Source organism: Streptomyces sp. Wb2n-11, assembly GCF_001049855.1.
Classification (GTDB): Bacteria; Actinomycetota; Actinomycetes; order Streptomycetales; family Streptomycetaceae; genus Streptomyces; species Streptomyces altiplanensis.
This window is the reverse complement of the sequence record NZ_CVPB01000001.1, coordinates 179184-195881: the sequence shown is the minus strand read 5'-3', so window position 1 is coordinate 195881 and position 16698 is coordinate 179184. Positions and strand designations below refer to the sequence as shown.

Genomic DNA, 16698 nt, shown 5'->3' with positions numbered 1-16698 from the left:
ATTCACGCTTGTCGGTGGTGAAGGGCTCGGCCGGCGCGTTGCCCCAGCACTGCCCGCGCCGACACGGCGCCGGTCGGGCTCGGGGAAAGGTTTGCCGTCGTCCCGGGCGGCGAAGACGGTCAGGAAGTCGCCTCGGGCCGCCCAGGCGGCGACGGCCTTCACGGGTGGGAGTGTTCAATGATCGGCGGATTCGATGATCAAGGAGACGCCAGATGAGCGACACCACCATCGAGCGGATAGCGGACAGCGGCCAGGTGGCGGTGGTCGTGCCGGTGAGTGACGAGCAGTTGGTCGCGATGCTGGTGGACCGGGCCCGCGAGTGAGGGTCTGCAGCTGACCGGGGAGGGCGGGCTGTTGCAGCAGCTGACCAGGGGGTCCTGAGTCCGCCCGGAGGGCGAGATCACCGATCGCCTCGGATACGAGAAGCACGACGCCGAGGGCCGGGGCAGCGGCAGCGGCAGCGGCAGCTCCCGCAACGGGACGCGGGCGAAGACGGTGCTGAGCGGTGCCGGTCCCGTCGAGGTGAAGGTTCCCCGGGGCGTGGCGGGCACGTTCGAGTCGGCCGTCGTCAAGGAGCGGCAGCGGCGCCTGTCCGGCGTGGGCGAGTACGCGCCTACAGGGCACTGATGAGCCTGGGCCCCACCGGCAAGGGCCGCAAACGGTGGACCATGCACTGGAAGGCACCCCTGAACGCCTTCCGGATCGCCTTCGAAGACCGACTCACCCCGGCCGCCAACTGACCCCCACAAAAACTGGATCAGCCGTCCACTGGACACACCCGTCGTACGGCACAAAGACTGAGGGCCTCCACCCGTGGGTGGAGGCCCTCAACGTCTGACCTCGCTCGCGTAGCGTAAGTCAGAGGCCGAACCGGGGAATCTGTCACCCACGCTGCATCTCGGGGGTGCAGATGCAACCGGCAGCGCAATTCGTGGACCCGCTGATTTCCCGTCCCGGCTCGCGCTGAAACGTGAGCCTCTCAGCCGCCTTCACCGAAGCCGTCGCCCTCAGGCCTCCGGGGATGCAACCCGCTCGATCGTGCCGTGCGGTCGAGGAGATTTCCCCGACCGGTCGGACGGGCGGATCAGCGCAGTCCGGCGAAGAGATCGTTCTCGGGTACGGCCGCGCCGGTGGCGTCTTGGACACGTACGAAGGTCTCCATGCCCATCAACTCACCGAACCTCTCCTTGCCCATCTTGAGGAAGAAGATGTTCTCGCCCTGACTGGCGTGCGCGGCCAATGCGTCGAACTTCTGACCGCTGAACGCGGTGGTGTCCACCCACGTGGTGATCTCATCGTCGGGGAGGCCGATCTCGGCCATCGCGGCGGCCTCGGCCGGATCCGGCTCCGGCATGTCCTCATGGAACTCGCGCATGATCTCGCCGAACCGCTGCATCATCGAGCGGGGCATCGTGGTCCAGTACACCTTCGGTGTCAGCGCGGTCATCTCCAGCGCCGCCATCGTGATGCGGTGGGCCTGGATGTGGTCGGGGTGGCCGTAGAAGCCGTTCTCGTCGTAGGTGACGACCACATCGGGTCGGTAGCGCCGCATGAGTTCCGCGAGTCGGGCCGCGCCTTCCTGCACGGGGGTCCGCCAGAAGGATCCGGGAGCGTCGTTGCTCGGCCAGCCCGTCATCCCGGAGTCGGCATAGTCCAGCATTTCCAGATCGCTGATCTTCAGGACGTCACAGCTCACCTCGAGCTCTTGACGGCGCATCAAGGCGACCGCCGCCGGATCATGCCCGGGGTCACCCGGTTTGACGCCCCCGGCCCGTCACCGCAACCGCCGTCGGTACACGTCACGAGAACCGTGCGGATGCCTTCCGCCGCGTACCGCGCGAGGACCCCTCCGGTTCCGGTGGCCTCGTCGTCGGGATGGGCGTGTACTGCCATGAGCGTCAAGGGCCGGTCAGTCATGAGACAGTCCTCCTGCGGAAATGCGTCTTGGTCCGAGTGCGCGGCGGGTGTGCCGCGATCCCGGGGACCGGATCCTGGTGGGACGGACGACCTTGTGGTCTCCGTGTCCCCCGCCCGTGCGGCGCCGGTCCCTCGGTCGGTGCAACCGCGCCGGCCGGGCCGGCTGTTCCCGGAGCTTGGCCTTCCAGGCGTCGGCGTTTCCACGCGAACGAGGTACAGGCGCGACTTGCATGTCCCAGCGCCACGTCGGATCCGACTTCCATCCGGCACCAGTCGCGAGATTCCGACACGAAATTTGGGACTCCACAGCGTGTCGACCTGGGGGACGGCCATGTCGACGAAGCGCCCGTGGTGCCCTTGGCGGGCGACTGTGAGGGTCGTGGTGGGCCCGTAGCGGTGTTTGGCGACGATGAGGTCGGCTTCACCGGCCCGGGGGAGGCCCAGTCGTACATCTCTTCACGGTGGATGAGGAGGACGAGGTCGACGTTGTCCTCCAGGGCGCCGGAGTCGCGGAGCTCGCTCAGGGAGGGCACCTTGGTGGAACGCTGGTTCGCCGAGCTGATCAACAAGCAGATACGACGAGGCGGCCACAAAAGCATCCAGGCACTGAAGAAGGACATCCGCATCTGGATCGCGGCCTGGAAGGCCGATCCGAAGCCCTGCATGTGGACGAAGACCGCGGACGAGGTCCTCGAACGCCTCGCCAGTTGTCTGAACGGAATTCCTGGCTCAGAAGGCTAGGCGGTTTGTTCCGTGCCGGGGCGAGTGCCGGTCAGGGGATGCGGGGGCGGTGCTTGCACGTGTCCCCGTATGGCCTCCCGCAGGTCGTCCAGCCCTTCGCCCGTCCGGGCGGACACCACGACGGCACCGGGATGGTGCTGCCGCAGCACGGCTATGTGTTCGGGCTCCGCAAGGTCCGCCTTGTTCAGCACCAGCAGTTCCGGCACGCCGTCGGCACCGATGTCGCGCAGGACACCGCGGACGGTGGCGATGTGCTCCGTCGCCTCAGGAGAGGAGGCGTCGACGACGTGCAGGGCCAGGTCCGCCTGAGTGACCTCCTCCAGCGTCGACCGGAAGGCGTCGACCAGCTGGTGGGGAAGGCGGCGGACGAAACCGACGGTATCGGTGAGCGTATAGGTCAGCCCGTCAGAGGTGCGGACCTGACGGACGAGCGGGTCGAGGGTGGCGAACAGGACGTCGGCGACATCGGCGTCCGCGCCCGCCAGCCGGTTGAGCAATGCCGACTTCCCGGCATTGGTGTAACCAGTGATCGCCACGGACGGAATGCGGTCTCGCGCCCGGCGGCGCCGGGTCACCTCCCGTCGGCGGGCTGTGCGGCGTACCTGCTCACGCAGTGCACGCATACGCCGACGCAGATGACGCCGCTGGATCTCCAGCCGCATCTCGCCACGACCGCGTACACCCATACCCGCACCACCGGCCACACGGCCGCCACCGATGCGCGACAGCTCATGGCCCGGCCGCGCAGGCGCGGCAGCTCGTATGCGAGCTGTGCCAGCTCCACCTGTGCCTTGCCCTCGGAGCTGCGGGCATGCTCGCCGAAGATGTCCAGGATCAGCCTCGTGCGGTCCACCACCCGTACCCCGCTGCCGTCCTCCAGACCGCGCACCTGGGCGGGGGTCAGCTCGCCCTCCGCGATCACGAGATCCGCGTGCCTGGCGTCGACCAGTTCCGCGAGTTCTTGGACCTTGCCCGAGCCGAGATACGTCGCCGGGTCCGGACGGTCACGCACCTGCACGAGCCGGTCCACCACGTCGATTCCGTCGGTCGCGGCCAGCCGCTCCAGCTCGTCCAGGGAGTCCGTCCTTGCGGGCCCGGAACCCTCACGCTCCGAGAGCCCGAGAACGACGGCACGCCACTGCCGTCCGTGCGAGCCTCCCGTGCGGGCCGTCCCTTCGGGACGCGCACCGATCAACCATGTACCCGGCATGATCGCCTCCGTCTCTCACCGGCGTGCGGAACGCTGGGGCCGACCCCGCCGACGTCCTGCCGGGACGCGGGGAGGCGCCCTGCCCGCACCAAAATCTGCGGCTTCACCTTCACCCCTGTTCCCGGCTACCCCTCGGCGTCCGCGCGTACCGCCCGGAAAGCGCCCGTCTTGTGCGGGTGTACGCGTGTCCGTGAGCTCCCCGCCGGCATCGTGATCTCCTCGGAGTCCTGGTCCCGGCCTGCCGCGCCAGCACAGGGAGACAGCCCCGGCATGCTCGTACACCTCTCGCTGGGCGCGGTCCTGTCATGGGTCCGGGGGACAGGCCTGCTCGGCGAGGCGGATGCCGTCGTCCGCCTCGGGTCCCGACCGACGGCTTCCCCGACGTGGGTGTGCTGCCCGGAACTGAGGCGCTCGTGCAGTTCGTGCAGTTCGTGCCCCGTCCGGTCGTCTTTGCGGCGACTCACCGCATGGCCGCCCGTTCCATCCGGCTCCCGGTACGACCGGGCCTCCTCGGAGCGGGGACGGGGACGACGGGTGGCCTGCCCGTAACCGGCTGCGGCCAGTCGGGAGCCGACCGAGGCGCGCGGCAACCGCTGCCGGTCGGTGTGCCGCGCGACGTCGTGGTCCACGTGTTCTGCGTCTGACATGGCACGACACCCCGTGGACTGTATGTGTGCGCCACGGGTAGTCGTTGGGGCCGACTGCGCACGCTGGGACCAGACCGAGAGGAAGCGGACGACATGAGCGACTGTCAGGCATCGGCAGTCATGCCCGCTATGGCGGAGCACGTGTTCGATGAGGCATGTGACCTGCGAAATGTCTGTCGGTGGCTGCCGAACGGCCTTCGCGTAGAAGGGGGTGACCCGCCCACGGTGATGGTCGCCGGCAGTGCGGGCGATTTCGCCGAGCAGGCGGAAGTCCATGTGCATCGGGATGACATGCGGCTGCGGTGGGCTGTGGGGGACGGCCGCTGCGAGGGCTGGCTCCAGGTGACTGAGGTGACCTCTTTGACCAGCGAGGTCACGGTGTGCCTGTCCGTGCACAGCGCTGCGTGGGACAGGAACGGTCCTGCATTCGAGCGAGGTCTGCACCAGGCTCTGGAAAGGCTGGCCGATCAAGTGGGCAGGCGTATGGAGACCACGGAGTGAGACCGGTGGGGTGTCAGCCCTCCGCCGAGCTGACCGGGGTTTTTCGTCCGATGCTCCTGCCCGGCCGACATGGGTGGTCGGGCGCGCCGGCCGGGACCGGCGCACGGCGTTCAGTCCCGTCCCCACCGCCTCCGGCACTCCCGGCTGCCGCGCATGAACTCTGCGATTGCGCTCCGCCAACGACCGGCAGTGTGCTGCGCTGGCCGGTCGTAAAGGCGGCGAGAACAGCGGTGGTTCTGGCTGGAACACAACGTCGCGGATGAGGAGTGCCGAGGCTGGCCCAGGCTGCTGAGCCGCAGCCAGGAGCGGCTGTTTCCGGTGTCAGGAGAGGTGAGGACGCCGAGCGTGCCGGCACTGCGTTGTGTGCACGAAACCGCACCGGAGTGTTGAGGGTCCGCCTGAGGCCATGCCGCAGCCATGACTCTGGGCGGTGGTGCTGTACGGCTGGAGGAATGGTGTCACTGCCGGACAGCAGGAACTTTGGACGCCCGGGGCCCGGAGGCTCCGTTGTGGCGGGGGCCCACCATCGGCGGGGTGGTGGCATTCACCGCTGCCGGCACGTGTCCGGCCCGCGCCGGGAAGCCCTACGGCAGCCTTGTGGCCGGGCGATGCGGATTCCGCCACCACGGCCCTGCGGGCGGTCGCCCCCCATCTGGCTCGACTTCTGTGGAGCGGGCTGTCACAACAACCCCGGAACGACGGCGTGTCCGACGTCCGGCGGCAGGTTGGCCACACCGATAGGGGCCGGGTGGAGGCCCCGCCTCCTTGCACCACGGAAGTTGTGGACGATCGCGAAATTCCCCAGGCGGAAGTTCACGTAATTCCCCAGCTACTGACGTGAGCTGGTGGTGAGGCAGATCGTGAGCTGTTTCCAACCTCAGCTTGAGCAGGTCAGATGCAGGGTGAGGACCGCACCCGCAGCAACTGCTTCAAGCGCTGAACGCTTCGCGAAGCGCTGCAGGCGGTCGCGAGCTGGCAGGTCGGCAACGACGACGACGAAAGGCGGATCAGCGCGCCGGCTCAGATGTGCCTCGCGCCTGGTCACGGCTGGCGACCACCAGGTATCCATCGCTCTCGGGCTCGAAGGTGGTGGACTGCACCGTGAGCCCAACGCTCCGCAACTGCGCCACGAGGTCCTCGTACCGGTAGGGCCAGATGGACAACCGCTCCGAGCAGGCTCGCACTGCCCCATCCGGCTCGATCTGGGCGACCACGATCTCGAGGAAGTGTTCCTGCTCCCAACGCTGCTCGATCTGCCAGTAGTAGCTGACGACCGCATCGCGGTCGTTGCGGCGGATGAGTCGATCGCGGACGTCTACCCGTGAGCCGGCGGAGCGCACGAGCTCCCAGTTACGTGACGTGAGCACGAGGCGTCCGCCCGGATTCAGCAGCCGCGACATCGCTTCCAGTGCGGTCAGGCGCCCGGCTGCGCCCTCGGCGTGCCCGAGCGAGTTGCCGACGCAGAACACCAGATCGAACGTGGAGTCCTCCAGGTGGTCGGGCAGCTCGTCCCAGCTCGCGCGGAGGGCTCGAAGCGAGACACCCTGCTCGTCGGCGGCCTTCTCGGTCCGGCGAACCATCCCATTGCTGGCGTCTGCGGCGACCACGTCAAGGCCAAGACTCGCGAGACCGACGGCGAGCTGGCCGGTTCCACACGCGCAGTCGAGGACGCGCGCGTTGGGCGGCAGAGAGCCCACGACATCGCTGTAGTAAACCGCGGCTGCCTTGGCGGGGGTCAACCTGTCGTCCCCGATCAGCCACTCGTATACGTCGGAAAGCGCCCCATAACCAGCCACCGCGATAACCTCCATCACTCGACGACACGCGGGCTAGACCGCGCCTGCGATTCGGACCTTGCGCCTCGCACTGTGCCGGGCCGTGTCAGCGAAGCATTGAGCAGGACCCAACCACTTCCGGCCGCTGAGACTCCACCGGATTTCGTGGGAAACCGCGGCACGCCGCACCGACGCAGGTCCCCACTCCACCGGCGCCCCATCGGCCACGATGGGGACCGCGGTCGGCAAGCGCGCGTTCACTGCGGAGCGCTTTAGGCACAGCCATCCAAACTGATTGCCGAAACGCCGCGTCCGGATGAAGGACCGCCAGCGACCGCCTCTACTGCCACGTATCCCGACGACGTCCACCGGTTTTTCCTACTTGGTCTTGTCGGTGGGGTTCCTGGGCCGCTTGTTCGGGCGGTAGCTGGGCCCGTTCATGATCACCTGGTGGCTCGTGTTGATGAGCCGATCCAGGAGGGACTCGGCGACGACGGGGTTGGGGAAGAGGGGATACCAGTCGCTGGGCGCCCTGTTGCTGGTGATGATCAGAGACCGTCCCTGCCGCTCGGAGACGAGCTCGTAGAGGTCATCGGCCTGGGCCGCGGACAGCTGACGCATGGCGAAGTCGTCGAGGATGAGGACGTCGGGGCGAACGAGTTCGCGGACGCGTTTCTCCCAGGTGCGGTCCGCGTGGCCGCCGGCGAGGTCGGCGAGGACGCGGCTGGTCTTGGCGAAGCGGACGTGGGCGCCCTGGCGGACGGCGAGGTGGCCGAGGGCCTGGGCGATGTGGGTCTTGCCGACGCCAACGGGGCCGAAGAGGATGACCGATTCGCCGGCGTGGAGCCAGCGCAGGGCTCCCAGGTCGCGGATCTGGGCGGCGGGCAGTTTCGAGGAGGCCGTGAAGTCGAACTCCTCCAGGGTGACCTGCTGCTCGAACTTGGCCCGCTGCAAGCGCCGTTGGAACGCTACGGTCTCCCGGCGGGTGATCTCGTCCTGGCAGAGGACCTGGAGGAAGTCGAGGTGGCCGAGCTCGCCGCCATGGGCCTGGGCGAGGCGGGCGTCCAGGGTTTCCAGCATGCCGGACAGTCGCAGGGCCTTGAGCGACTCCCGCAGGGCGGCGTCCATCACAGTCATCGGGCTTCCACCTCGGCTTCGTCGTGGACCTGGTCGTCGTGGTCGTCATCCGTCGTGTCGGGGGTCGCGACGGTGGCGAAGAGCTGGGCGGGGCCGTGCAGGAAGGCCGCGGCCCCGGCATCACCGCTGGTCTCGGGCTCGGGGTCGGTCTCGGTGCCGGCGATGAGGATGCCCTTGATGGTGCGGTAGGACGGGTCGCCAACCGCGATGGCCCTCGCGCAGGCGGCCTCCAGACGTGTGTCGCCGTACTTCTTCCGCAGCCCGAGGACCCCCTGGGCAGCGCGGAGCCTATAGAGGACGTTGACTTCCAGCAGCTGGTCGACGACTTCGCGGCAGGCGTCGCCGACCTCGGACGCCTGGCTGCGGCACCAGACCGGCGTCCGCATCTGAAAGGCGATCTTCTCTGGCGGATAGTCGCTCTTGTCGGTGCGTTTGCCCTGGTCAAGGGCTGCGTGGGTCTTGACGAGCTGGGCGTCGTGGAAGACCTGGACCATCGTGGCGGTCGAGCGGACGTCGACGCGGCGGCCGATCAGCTTCCACGGAACCGAGTAGAGGGTGCGGCCGACCTTGATGTGGATGTCCGGGCCGACCGTGGCCATCGACCAGCGGGCCAGCACGAACGGAGTCGGCGGCAGAGGCAGCAGTTCGGCCGCCTCCAACGCGTCGAACACGGTCATCGGGGCGGCCCCGCCCAGCGGCCGGCACTTCCGCCGCCCGGCGACCTGCTGGCTCCAGGTCACGGCCTCGGCCTGCATGTGCTCGATCGAGGTGAACTCCCGGCCTCGCCAGAACGAGTCGCGGACATAGGGCATCGGCCGCTCGACCCGCGGCTTGTCCTTCGGCTTCGCCGCCCGGGCCGGATCGACCAACGCTCCGTAGTGCGTTGCGAGTTCGGCATACGCCTTGTTGATCTTCGGGTCGTAGAGGTCGGGCTTGTCGACGCCGGTCTTGAGGTTGTCCGGGACGAGCCGGCGCGGGACGCCGCCGAAGTAGCGGAAGGCCGCGACGTGCGCTTCCGTCCACGCGTGCTGGTCCAGGTGCAGCACCGGCCGGACAAACATGTGCCGCGAGCACGGCAGCACCATCACGAACGCCCAGACCCGGTGGCGTTTCCCGGTCCGCGGATCGATCCACGGCCCGAGGAAGCCGTAGTCGATCTGAGCCTCCGAACCGGGCTCGATGTCGTCGCGCAACACTGTGACCCGCGACTTCGCTACCTCGTCCGGAAGCGTCGCGTGCACCCATCGACGGAACGAGGAGATCGACACCTGCAATTTGTGTTCGTCACGCAGGCGCTGGTGGATCGTCGAGACGGTCACCGTCCCGAGCAGGCTCTTGATGTAGTCGCGGTGCTGGTCGATGTCCGGCCAGGTCACCTGCCTCAGCCTTCTGTCGATGAGCCCCGGGAACCACTCCTTGATCAGCTTCGACCAGTCGGACTCGCTCATCGGCGGGCCGCCCGGGCTGATCCCGGACGCTTCCGCCGGCGCCAGGTACTTCCTGACCGTCTTGTGGTCCACCCCCAGCGACGCAGCCAGCTCGCTCTTCGAGCGGCCCGCGTACCAGTGGACGTAGATCTCGGTGATGTCGACCACGACGAACGTTCTCCTCGCCATCCGGGCTGCCCATCGGCCATCCGAACCACGGGACGAGGAACTTGACCAACTCCGCGACGACCAGGTCCCTCGATCCCGACCTCCGCGCTACCCATGGCCAATTAGGAGAATTCGGGATGGGGAATTACATGACGCTCAAACCGCCCAACCTGGGGAAAAACTTGATCGTCGACAGAAGTCGGCCAGAACCACTGCTGTCCGGTAAAGCGACACCGGACAGGCCTTCGGCGGGCCCCTGCAGAGCGGCAGCCGGCCCGGACCGTGCGAGACCGCCGCGGTGATCTCGGGCAGTGATCCACTCGTCGATGCCGCACGCGGTCAGGCCGTTACCGGTTCGGCCGCACACCGGGCCGTTCTTCACCGGTGTCCGAACGGACTCTGAGGAGGGCGCTGCCCGGTGGGGCGGACGACCGAGGGTCGACAGTGAGAACAGTGCACCCGAGAGGTGAGGTGAGGGAGTCCAGCGCAGCGGCGGAAATCCTGATCCAGCGGTGATCCTGGCCGAGGGCCGTCCGCAGTTGTGCGGAGGTAGTGAAAGCGACGGCCGTACGGCGCCCGCCGGGAGTGCGGAAGAAGCAGGTCACGTAGCAGCGGCGGGCTGACCGGACGGGTACGTACAGCAGGTCGGTCGGCGCATGTCCACCGGGCGTGGACTCCCCGCCGTGTCGAACGTCTGCCATGGGTGCCTCCGACTGGCTCGAACCTTTCACGCAGCGTGGCACCGGCACGCTGCCCGAGGAGTGCCGATCCTTGGTGCTGTCGGCCACGAGGACTGAAGCGGGTCCGGATCCGTGGCTCCGATGCCTTGGTACGGTGCGGCTCGCTCCCTGGCACCCGCGGTGGCCCTCGGCAGCGATCGCCGGCCACCCACAGACGTCTGCCGTGTGCGGGTATCACCTCACCGGCGTGAAATCTCGCGCTGCGACGAACGCGGGCCGCCGGGCCGGCGCCGCGAAGGGCTCCACCGCCGCGTTCTCCGCGCTGTTGAACACGATGAACACGTTGCTGCGCGGGTACGGCGTGATGTTGTCACCCGAGCCGTGCATGCAGTTGCAGTCGAACCAGGTCGCGGAGCCGGCCCGCCCCGTGATCAACCGGATGCCGTTCGGGTCGGACAGCGCGGTTATCGCCTCGTTCGACGGTGTCCCCGTCTCCTGCATCCTCAGTGACTTCTTGTAGTTGTCCTCCGGCGTCTCGCCCGCACAGCTCAGGAAGGTCCTGTGCGAGCCGGGTATGATCATGAGGCTGCCATTCGTGGTGTGGTTGTCGGTGAGCGAGATCGACACCGACACGGCCCGCATATGTGGCAGACCATCTTCCGCATGCCAGGTCTCGAAGTCCGAGTGCCAGTAGAAGCCGCTCGCCCCGAAGCCGGGTTTCACGTTGATGCGGGACTGGTGGACGTACACATCCGAGCCGAGGATCTGGCGGGCCGCTCCCACCACGCGCTCGTCGCGCACGAGCGAAGCGAACACCTCGCTGATCCGGTGGACTTCAAACACCGAGCGGATGTCCCGCGATTTGGGCTCGACGACGGCGCGCTCGTCGGCGCGGACCACCGGGTCCCGGACCAGTCGGTCCAGCTCGGCGCGGTAGAGGGCCACCTCGTCCGAGTCCAGCAGTGCGTCCACGGTCGTGAAACCGGTGTGCTCGAAGTCCAGCAGCTTGGCTCGCTCCAGGGGACCCGGCGTGTCGGGCGCAGACCACACCACAGGATCCCGACGCGGCACCATCGCCTCGGTCCTGCCACGGGTCGGGTACAGGTCGGTGGTCCGACGGTGGTTGTACAGCGTTGTCATGGTGTCCTCAGGCTTCGTCGATCTCGGATTCCGTCAGCAGCGGGTAGGCGCCGCTCTCGTCGTGATCCTCCAGACCGGTCACGGGCGGATTGAAGACGCACACGCAGCGGAAGTCGGTCTTCGGCCGCAGGGTGTGGCGCTCGTGGCCGTCCAGCAGGTACATCGTTCCCGGCGTGATCCAATGCTTCTCATCGTTCTCCTCATTGGTCAGCTCGGCCTCACCCTCCACGCAGAGCACGGCCTCGATGTGATGGGCGTACCACATCGTGGTCTCCGTGCCGGCGTAGAGCATCGTTTCGTGCAGGGAGAAACCGACTCGCTCCCTGGCCAGTACGATCCGCTTGCTCTCCCAGGCGCCGGACGCGCTCTTGACGTGCCGGTCGGTACTTTCGATGTCCCTCAAGGAACGGACGATCATGGTGAGTTCTCACCTTTCTTCCGCAGGTGCGGATGCTCGCTCGCACGACCGCCGGTACTGCTGGTGCGTCAGCGGCCGGCAGGTCCCGGCGGACCCTCGGTTTCCCGCACCGCGCACCCGAACAGCGAGAGCCCTTCCTCCAGCTCCTCGTCGCTGATGGTCAACGGTGGGAGCAGCTTGACGACCTCACCCTCGGGACCGGACGTTTCCAGGAGCAGGCCCAGTTCGAAAGCACGGGCGCACACAGCGGCGGCGCGCGAGGGGTCGGTGAACTCCACACCCCACGCCAGACCGCGCCCGCGCACGTCGGAGGCCGCCTCGTCGGCGGCGACGGCGTTCAGTGCCTGCTCGACCTGGTCCGCACGGGTCAGGGTCTGCTTCTCCAGCCGGCCGTCGCGCCAGTATTCCTCCAGCGCGGCGGTGGCCGTCACGAAGGCCGGATTGAAGCCGCGGAAGGTGCCGTTGTGTTCGCCGGGCTGCCAGATGTCCAGCTCGGGACGGAACAGGGTCAGGGCCATCGGCAGTCCGTATCCGCTGACGGACTTCGACAGCGTCACGATGTCCGGCGTGATGCCGGCCTCCTCGAAGGAGAAGAACGCGCCGGTGCGGCCGCAGCCCATCTGGATGTCGTCGACGATCAGCAGCATGTCCCTGCGCCGGCACAGTTCGGCGAGACCGTGCAGCCACTCGGCCCGCGCCACGTTGATACCGCCCTCGCCCTGAACGGTCTCCACGATCACGGCCGCCGGGGTGTCCAGGCCGGAGCCCGCACTCGTCAGCAACCGCTCGAGCCAGGGGAAGCCGGGCGCCCGGCCGTCCCAGTGGTCGTCGAAGGGCATGGGGGTGGCGTGCGCCAGCGGAACGCCCGCACCTGCCCGCTTGAAGGCGTTGCCGGTGACGGCGAGGGAGCCCAGCGACATGCCGTGGAAGGCATTGGTGAAGAAGACGACGGCTTCCCTGCCCTTCACCTTGCGGGCCAGCTTCAGCGCGGCCTCGACGGCGTTGGTGCCGGCGGGTCCCGGAAACATGACCTTGTAGGGCAGCGCACGCGGCTTGAGTGCGATCTCCTGGAAAGTCTCCAGGAAATCCCGCTTGGCGACCGTCGACATGTCGAGGGCGTGGGTGACGCCGTCCCGTTCGAGGTAGTCGAGAAGCGCCCGTTTGAGTACCGGGTTGTTATGTCCGTAGTTCAGGGATCCGGCGCCGGAGAAAAAGTCGAGATAGGGGCGGTTTTTCTCGTCGTACAGTTGGCTGCCGTGGGCGTGGTCGAAAACTGTGGGCCAGCCGCGGCAATAACTGCGCACTTCGGACTCGAGTGTTTCGAAGACGTCTGAACCGGGCTGCGGCATTACCATGATGACTCGCTCCTCATGGAGAAGAAACGAATAGGGATTTCAACTGTGCCGACGGCTCCCGGGTCATCGACACAGGGGCCCGATGCGGTACAGGAACTCGGTGCCATGGACGTCGGGGAAGAGTTCTGCCGGAAACAGCGCTTCCCTTTCGAGTGGTGCCGCATGCCGCTCGGCGAACGACCGGAAGAGTTTGTGCGACGCGGTGTTGTCCGCACCGATGGTCGTCTCCAGGTACCGCAGGACACCGTCTGTGGTCAGCCGGGCGGTGAGGTGGTCCAGCATGGCGCTGGCAACGCCGCGTCCCCGCTGTCCCTGGTCGACGGCGATCTGCCAGACGACAAGGGTGTCGGGCTGCTCGGGGCGGCGGAATCCCGTGATGAATCCGACCGCTACGCCACCGGCTCCCAGGGCCACTGCGGAGGTGCGTGCGAAGTCCCTGAACCACAGCAGATAGCTGTAGGAAGAATTTACGTCGAGTACCCGGGAATCACGGGCGATGCGCCATACCGCAGCCCCGTCCTCGACCGTGGGAACCGCCATGACCTGTGTGTCCATGGAACGCACCTCGCTATCGCTGTGCAGACCACTGCGTGCACCTCGGGCGATCCGTTTTTCTGCGCGTGCGGCGGATAGCAGTCCGGTCCGGGGGGCCTTTCCTTGTAAGCACCACAGGGGCCGCAGGTACCCGCCGGGAGATCCCGTTCGAGATCTCAGTTTCGATGCTAAGCCGTCGGTCGACGCATGGCCAGATGAGGCATCCTGTTTAAGGGCGGAGAAAAGCGGGATACCCTCGATGGCTGCAGGGAAACACATAGGGCATTGCCTGTCCACTTTCCATGGGGTCCAGCAGATTTTAGCAATCGGCGTCCGGGCCGGCCAATCCGCGGAAACCTTGCCGTCAGGTGTGGCTGTGCCGGTTTGGGCCCACCGCGGCACTCAGATCAATCGGAGGTGGCGCATCCGGCCCCGGCGACCACGGCGTGCGGCAGGCGCCGGACCGGCGCCTCACGGACCCGGTTACGGGCCTTCCGGTGCCGCAGGCGGAGGAGGTCCTCACGGCCGGCCTGGCGCATCTCACGGGTGACCAGGAAGGTGCGGTGCGAAATGCTGCAGGTGCGGATCGAGGTGGCCATCCGTGTACGGCACACTGGCGCAGGTCGCGGGACACCTGCTACGGCTGCGGCACACCGTGGGGGTGGCCGCCGAAGTCTACGGCTGCCGCGTCGCGGCCTGCGCGACACCGCCGCTGCGTGATGCGCAGCCTGTGGCCGCCACCGGCCGGGTCCGCTACCGGACGATGCTCGCGCACGCACCCCAACTGGTGACAGAACAACTGGTCAACGGCATGCACGTCCACGTGGCCGTGCCCGGCCGGGAGGCGGGCGTGCAGGTACTGAACCGGATTCGGATGTGGCTGCCGGCGATGTCGGCGAACTCCCCGCCCCGGAAGGCCACGACACAGGCTTCGCCGGCTGACGCGGGGTGATCTTCAACCGCTGGCCGATCAGCGGCCCGCCCCGCCCTTCGAGGGCGCAGCGGGCTATGACCGGCGTGTGCAGCACTTGCTGGAGTACGGACGGTCGCGGACACCGGCCGGCTGTATTGGCAGGCCCGCCCGCCCGAGAGGCGCCCCACCGTCGAGGGACGGTGCTTCGACGTTCAGGCGCGTGCCGACGACGCGGTGATGTTCGCCGGCATCGTCGGGGCCCTTGCCGACACCGCCCTTGCCGAAAGGGCCGCAGGCGCCCCCGTACGGGACTGCGCATCCGGACTGCTCCAGGCCGGCCCGCGGCCCGCCACGGCCTGAGCGACACCCTGATCGATCCCGGCGGCGCTCGCTGCCGCGCCGACGGTGTGCTCCGCCATCTCCTGCGGTGCATCCCCCGGACTCGACACCCACGGCGGCGTCCGGGAGGTGTCGGGGCTGGTCCGCCGGCTCCCGCAGCACGGCACGGGAGCGGGCCGGCAGCGGGCCGCCCTCACCGCGGGCGGTCTGCGGGCAGTCCCGGACCTGGTCCTCGACAAGAGCACTACGCCCTGACTCCCGCGCCGAGCCGCGCCCGTGTGGAACATCCCCGTCCCGCCGAGCGCCCGGTCCGGCAGGCGGAAGAGGACGCGCCGCGGGCCTCCGTCCCCGTCGACAACTCGGCCGCCCCGGCCGCGCAGGCGCCGGCCGGCACGGCCAGCCGCCCGGCACGACCTGACTGGCACCCTGCTCGATCCGCGTACCCACCGGCCCGCGGGACCGACGGTGCCATCGGAGGGCTGGCCGCGTACCTGCCGGCGGATCGCGACCGGAACCCTCACCGAGGAGTCCCGCACCATAAACGCGGGCCTGGCCGTGGTCGAGTGCCCCCGAGGTGGGGGAGGGGGCCCACGGCCGGTCGGACAGGAGGCGGCGGGGCAGGCCCGGCCCGGTGACGGCGCGTGTGCGGTCCGCCGGCCGTGCCGGACCAGGTGAGGCCCACGGCGGTCCGGTCACCGGTGCCGGGCGGCCTCGGCGACCAGGGCGGAGGCGAGCCCGCCGTGCCGGTAGGGGAAATTGTGTGCTCCGGGGACCGTCATCGACCGTCCGTGCGGGGCGGTGGCCGCCAGCCGGTGCACCCACGCCCGCGGGGCGAACGCGTCATGTGCGCCGCGCAGGATCAGTGTCGGGCAGGCCACCCGGCCGATGACCCGCTCGGGCGCGTCATGCAGTGCGGAGCGTACGTACCGGAACAGTTCGCCCACCCCGCCGCGGATGTAGTACGGCACGGTGACACCCAGCTCGCCGACCGATTCATGCGTCAGGGTGCGGACGAGGGCCCCGAACAGGCCGGAGACGCGGCGCAGTGCGGGCGGAAAGGTGGGGCCCATCAGGACCAGTGACCGCACCCTCTCGGGATGGCCCGCGGCTACCCGGAGCGCGATCTGGGCACCGGTGGAGTGTCCCGCAAGCACGACCGGTTCCCGGGGGACCGAGGCCAGCCAGGCGGAGACCAACCCGGCCAGCGCGGGAATACGTGCGGGGCAGGCGCGGGGCTGCCGATGGCCGAACCCGGGGACGTCCAGGAGGAACGACTCCGCCCACGCACCGCACCCCTCCAGGGCGTCCAGCAGGTAACCCGGAGCCCCGAGCCCGGGGACCATGACCACCTGGGGCCCCTGGGTGTGGTCCCCGCCCGTGTGCAGGCTCCGTACCCGGTGCCCGGCCGCCTTGTCCCAGCGGACCGTGTACCGCTGTCGTCCTGTTGTGTGCATGGCCGACTTGTTCCCCTTCCGGGATCACCTGATCACAGCAGGTGCGGGGCCGTGTGGTGGTGCTCCAGGGAAGCGGGCGGGTGGCGGTGAAGCCACTCGCCACGTCCCTCAGCGCGCGGGAGCCGCTCCTGCGGTTGTCGAAGGGGGCCGGACCCGGTGCGTTGCCTGGATGGCGCAAGGCCGGCGGTCCACAGCGTGCCCTCCGCCGGGCCGCCCCGTTGAACGATTGGCTTCGATGCACAGCGCGAAGCCGAACCGGATGCCGTCCACCTCGACGACGAGCGGCTGATGCCCAGGGGCGTACAGGAAGGTCACCTCGGTGTGCGACAGGACCGCCTGTCG

The 16698-nt window shown here is 68.5% G+C and carries 16 protein-coding genes and 3 pseudogenes; 5 read left to right on the top strand and 14 right to left on the bottom strand.

The window, feature by feature from the left end:
• Window positions 1-212 precede the first annotated feature (212 nt).
• Window positions 213-606 (top strand): annotated as a pseudogene (locus BN1555_RS00530) (transposase); the annotation flags it as partial.
• A 478-nt stretch (window positions 607-1084) separates the two neighbouring features.
• On the opposite strand, the pseudogene BN1555_RS00525 reads toward BN1555_RS00530, so the two are convergent.
• Both BN1555_RS00525 and BN1555_RS00520 read right to left on the bottom strand, forming a co-directional pair.
• Window positions 1085-1917 (bottom strand): annotated as a pseudogene (locus BN1555_RS00525) (PIG-L family deacetylase).
• 327 nt (window positions 1918-2244) lie between these two features.
• Window positions 2245-2465 (bottom strand): annotated as a pseudogene (locus BN1555_RS00520) (DnaB-like helicase C-terminal domain-containing protein); the annotation flags it as partial.
• On the opposite strand from BN1555_RS00520, the gene BN1555_RS39840 reads away from it, so the two are divergent.
• Window positions 2452-2658 (top strand): hypothetical protein, encoded by a 207-nt coding sequence (locus BN1555_RS39840; protein ID WP_255305800.1) that lies wholly within the window; start codon window positions 2452-2454, stop codon window positions 2656-2658. The pseudogene BN1555_RS00520 and the gene BN1555_RS39840 sit on opposite strands and share 14 nt — an antisense overlap.
• Here BN1555_RS39840 and hflX read toward each other — a convergent pair.
• Window positions 2655-3320: a GTPase HflX gene (gene hflX / locus BN1555_RS39580; protein WP_255306338.1), complete on the bottom strand. Its 666-nt coding sequence runs from the start codon at window positions 3318-3320 to the stop codon at window positions 2655-2657. The two genes, BN1555_RS39840 and hflX, sit on opposite strands and share 4 nt — an antisense overlap.
• On the bottom strand, window positions 3230-3868 hold the full coding sequence (locus BN1555_RS39575) for an HflX-like GTP-binding protein (protein ID WP_218058161.1): 639 nt from the start codon (window positions 3866-3868) through the stop codon (window positions 3230-3232). Before BN1555_RS39575 ends, hflX begins: the two co-directional genes overlap by 91 nt.
• A gap of 740 nt (window positions 3869-4608) precedes the next feature.
• On the opposite strand from BN1555_RS39575, the gene BN1555_RS00505 reads away from it, so the two are divergent.
• Window positions 4609-5016 (top strand): SRPBCC family protein, encoded by a 408-nt coding sequence (locus BN1555_RS00505; RefSeq protein WP_093796910.1) that lies wholly within the window; start codon window positions 4609-4611, stop codon window positions 5014-5016.
• A 1007-nt stretch (window positions 5017-6023) separates the two neighbouring features.
• Here BN1555_RS00505 and BN1555_RS00500 read toward each other — a convergent pair.
• The 9 genes from BN1555_RS00500 to BN1555_RS39835 form a co-directional block, all read right to left on the bottom strand.
• The gene (locus tag BN1555_RS00500; RefSeq protein ID WP_176709904.1) at window positions 6024-6827 is read right to left on the bottom strand and encodes a class I SAM-dependent methyltransferase; all 804 of its coding nucleotides are present in this window, start codon (window positions 6825-6827) and stop codon (window positions 6024-6026) included.
• Window positions 6828-7169: 342 nt separating this feature from the next.
• A complete protein-coding gene (gene istB / locus BN1555_RS00490; protein WP_093796906.1) occupies window positions 7170-7928 on the bottom strand; it encodes an IS21-like element helper ATPase IstB in 759 nt (252 codons plus the stop codon).
• Entirely contained in the window at window positions 7925-9523 is a 1599-nt protein-coding gene (gene istA / locus BN1555_RS00485; RefSeq protein WP_093796904.1) for an IS21 family transposase, read from the bottom strand. The genes istB and istA overlap by 4 nt, the downstream gene beginning before the upstream one ends.
• 347 nt (window positions 9524-9870) lie before the next feature.
• Window positions 9871-10224 carry an SAV_915 family protein gene (locus BN1555_RS41450; protein WP_369688927.1) on the bottom strand — a complete coding sequence of 118 codons (354 nt, stop codon included), beginning with the start codon at window positions 10222-10224 and terminating at the stop codon, window positions 9871-9873.
• 213 nt (window positions 10225-10437) lie between these two features.
• A complete protein-coding gene (gene thpD / locus BN1555_RS00480; protein WP_093796902.1) occupies window positions 10438-11343 on the bottom strand; it encodes an ectoine hydroxylase in 906 nt (301 codons plus the stop codon).
• Window positions 11344-11350: 7 nt separating this feature from the next.
• On the bottom strand, window positions 11351-11761 hold the full coding sequence (locus tag BN1555_RS00475) for an ectoine synthase (protein ID WP_093796900.1): 411 nt from the start codon (window positions 11759-11761) through the stop codon (window positions 11351-11353).
• A gap of 68 nt (window positions 11762-11829) precedes the next feature.
• A complete protein-coding gene (gene ectB / locus BN1555_RS00470) occupies window positions 11830-13116 on the bottom strand; it encodes a diaminobutyrate--2-oxoglutarate transaminase (protein ID WP_093796898.1) in 1287 nt (428 codons plus the stop codon).
• A gap of 63 nt (window positions 13117-13179) precedes the next feature.
• Window positions 13180-13671: a diaminobutyrate acetyltransferase gene (gene ectA / locus BN1555_RS00465; RefSeq protein WP_093796896.1), complete on the bottom strand. Its 492-nt coding sequence runs from the start codon at window positions 13669-13671 to the stop codon at window positions 13180-13182.
• 386 nt (window positions 13672-14057) lie between these two features.
• The gene (locus BN1555_RS39835) at window positions 14058-14249 is read right to left on the bottom strand and encodes a hypothetical protein (RefSeq protein WP_255305799.1); all 192 of its coding nucleotides are present in this window, start codon (window positions 14247-14249) and stop codon (window positions 14058-14060) included.
• 2 nt (window positions 14250-14251) lie between these two features.
• Here BN1555_RS39835 and BN1555_RS39830 point away from each other — a divergent pair, with 2 nt between their 5' ends.
• Together BN1555_RS39830 and BN1555_RS39825 are read left to right on the top strand one after the other, a co-directional pair.
• Window positions 14252-14602: a glutamate-cysteine ligase family protein gene (locus BN1555_RS39830; RefSeq protein WP_255305798.1), complete on the top strand. Its 351-nt coding sequence runs from the start codon at window positions 14252-14254 to the stop codon at window positions 14600-14602.
• A 366-nt stretch (window positions 14603-14968) separates the two neighbouring features.
• Window positions 14969-15157: a hypothetical protein gene (locus tag BN1555_RS39825; RefSeq protein ID WP_255305797.1), complete on the top strand. Its 189-nt coding sequence runs from the start codon at window positions 14969-14971 to the stop codon at window positions 15155-15157.
• Between the two features lie 437 nt (window positions 15158-15594).
• Here the strand turns inward: BN1555_RS39825 and BN1555_RS00455 are convergent, their stop codons facing one another.
• On the bottom strand, window positions 15595-16356 hold the full coding sequence (locus BN1555_RS00455; RefSeq protein ID WP_093796894.1) for an alpha/beta fold hydrolase: 762 nt from the start codon (window positions 16354-16356) through the stop codon (window positions 15595-15597).
• Window positions 16357-16698 lie beyond the last annotated feature (342 nt).

Bases quoted from the DNA above. Each gene is read 5' to 3' on its own strand.
- BN1555_RS41450 (WP_369688927.1), bottom strand. From the start codon at position 10,224: ATGGCAGACGTTCGACACGGCGGGGAGTCCACGCCCGGTGGACATGCG.
- BN1555_RS00475 (WP_093796900.1), bottom strand. From the start codon at position 11,761: ATGATCGTCCGTTCCTTGAGGGACATCGAAAGTACCGACCGGCACGTC.
- BN1555_RS00455 (WP_093796894.1), bottom strand. From the start codon at position 16,356: ATGCACACAACAGGACGACAGCGGTACACGGTCCGCTGGGACAAGGCG.
- ectB (WP_093796898.1), bottom strand. From the start codon at position 13,116: ATGGTAATGCCGCAGCCCGGTTCAGACGTCTTCGAAACACTCGAGTCC.
- thpD (WP_093796902.1), bottom strand. From the start codon at position 11,343: ATGACAACGCTGTACAACCACCGTCGGACCACCGACCTGTACCCGACC.
- hflX (WP_255306338.1), bottom strand. From the start codon at position 3,320: ATGCGGCTGGAGATCCAGCGGCGTCATCTGCGTCGGCGTATGCGTGCA.
- BN1555_RS39575 (WP_218058161.1), bottom strand. From the start codon at position 3,868: ATGCCGGGTACATGGTTGATCGGTGCGCGTCCCGAAGGGACGGCCCGC.
- ectA (WP_093796896.1), bottom strand. From the start codon at position 13,671: ATGGACACACAGGTCATGGCGGTTCCCACGGTCGAGGACGGGGCTGCG.
- istB (WP_093796906.1), bottom strand. From the start codon at position 7,928: ATGACTGTGATGGACGCCGCCCTGCGGGAGTCGCTCAAGGCCCTGCGA.
- BN1555_RS39835 (WP_255305799.1), bottom strand. From the start codon at position 14,249: ATGGCCACCTCGATCCGCACCTGCAGCATTTCGCACCGCACCTTCCTG.
- BN1555_RS00500 (WP_176709904.1), bottom strand. From the start codon at position 6,827: ATGGAGGTTATCGCGGTGGCTGGTTATGGGGCGCTTTCCGACGTATAC.
- BN1555_RS00505 (WP_093796910.1), top strand. From the start codon at position 4,609: ATGAGCGACTGTCAGGCATCGGCAGTCATGCCCGCTATGGCGGAGCAC.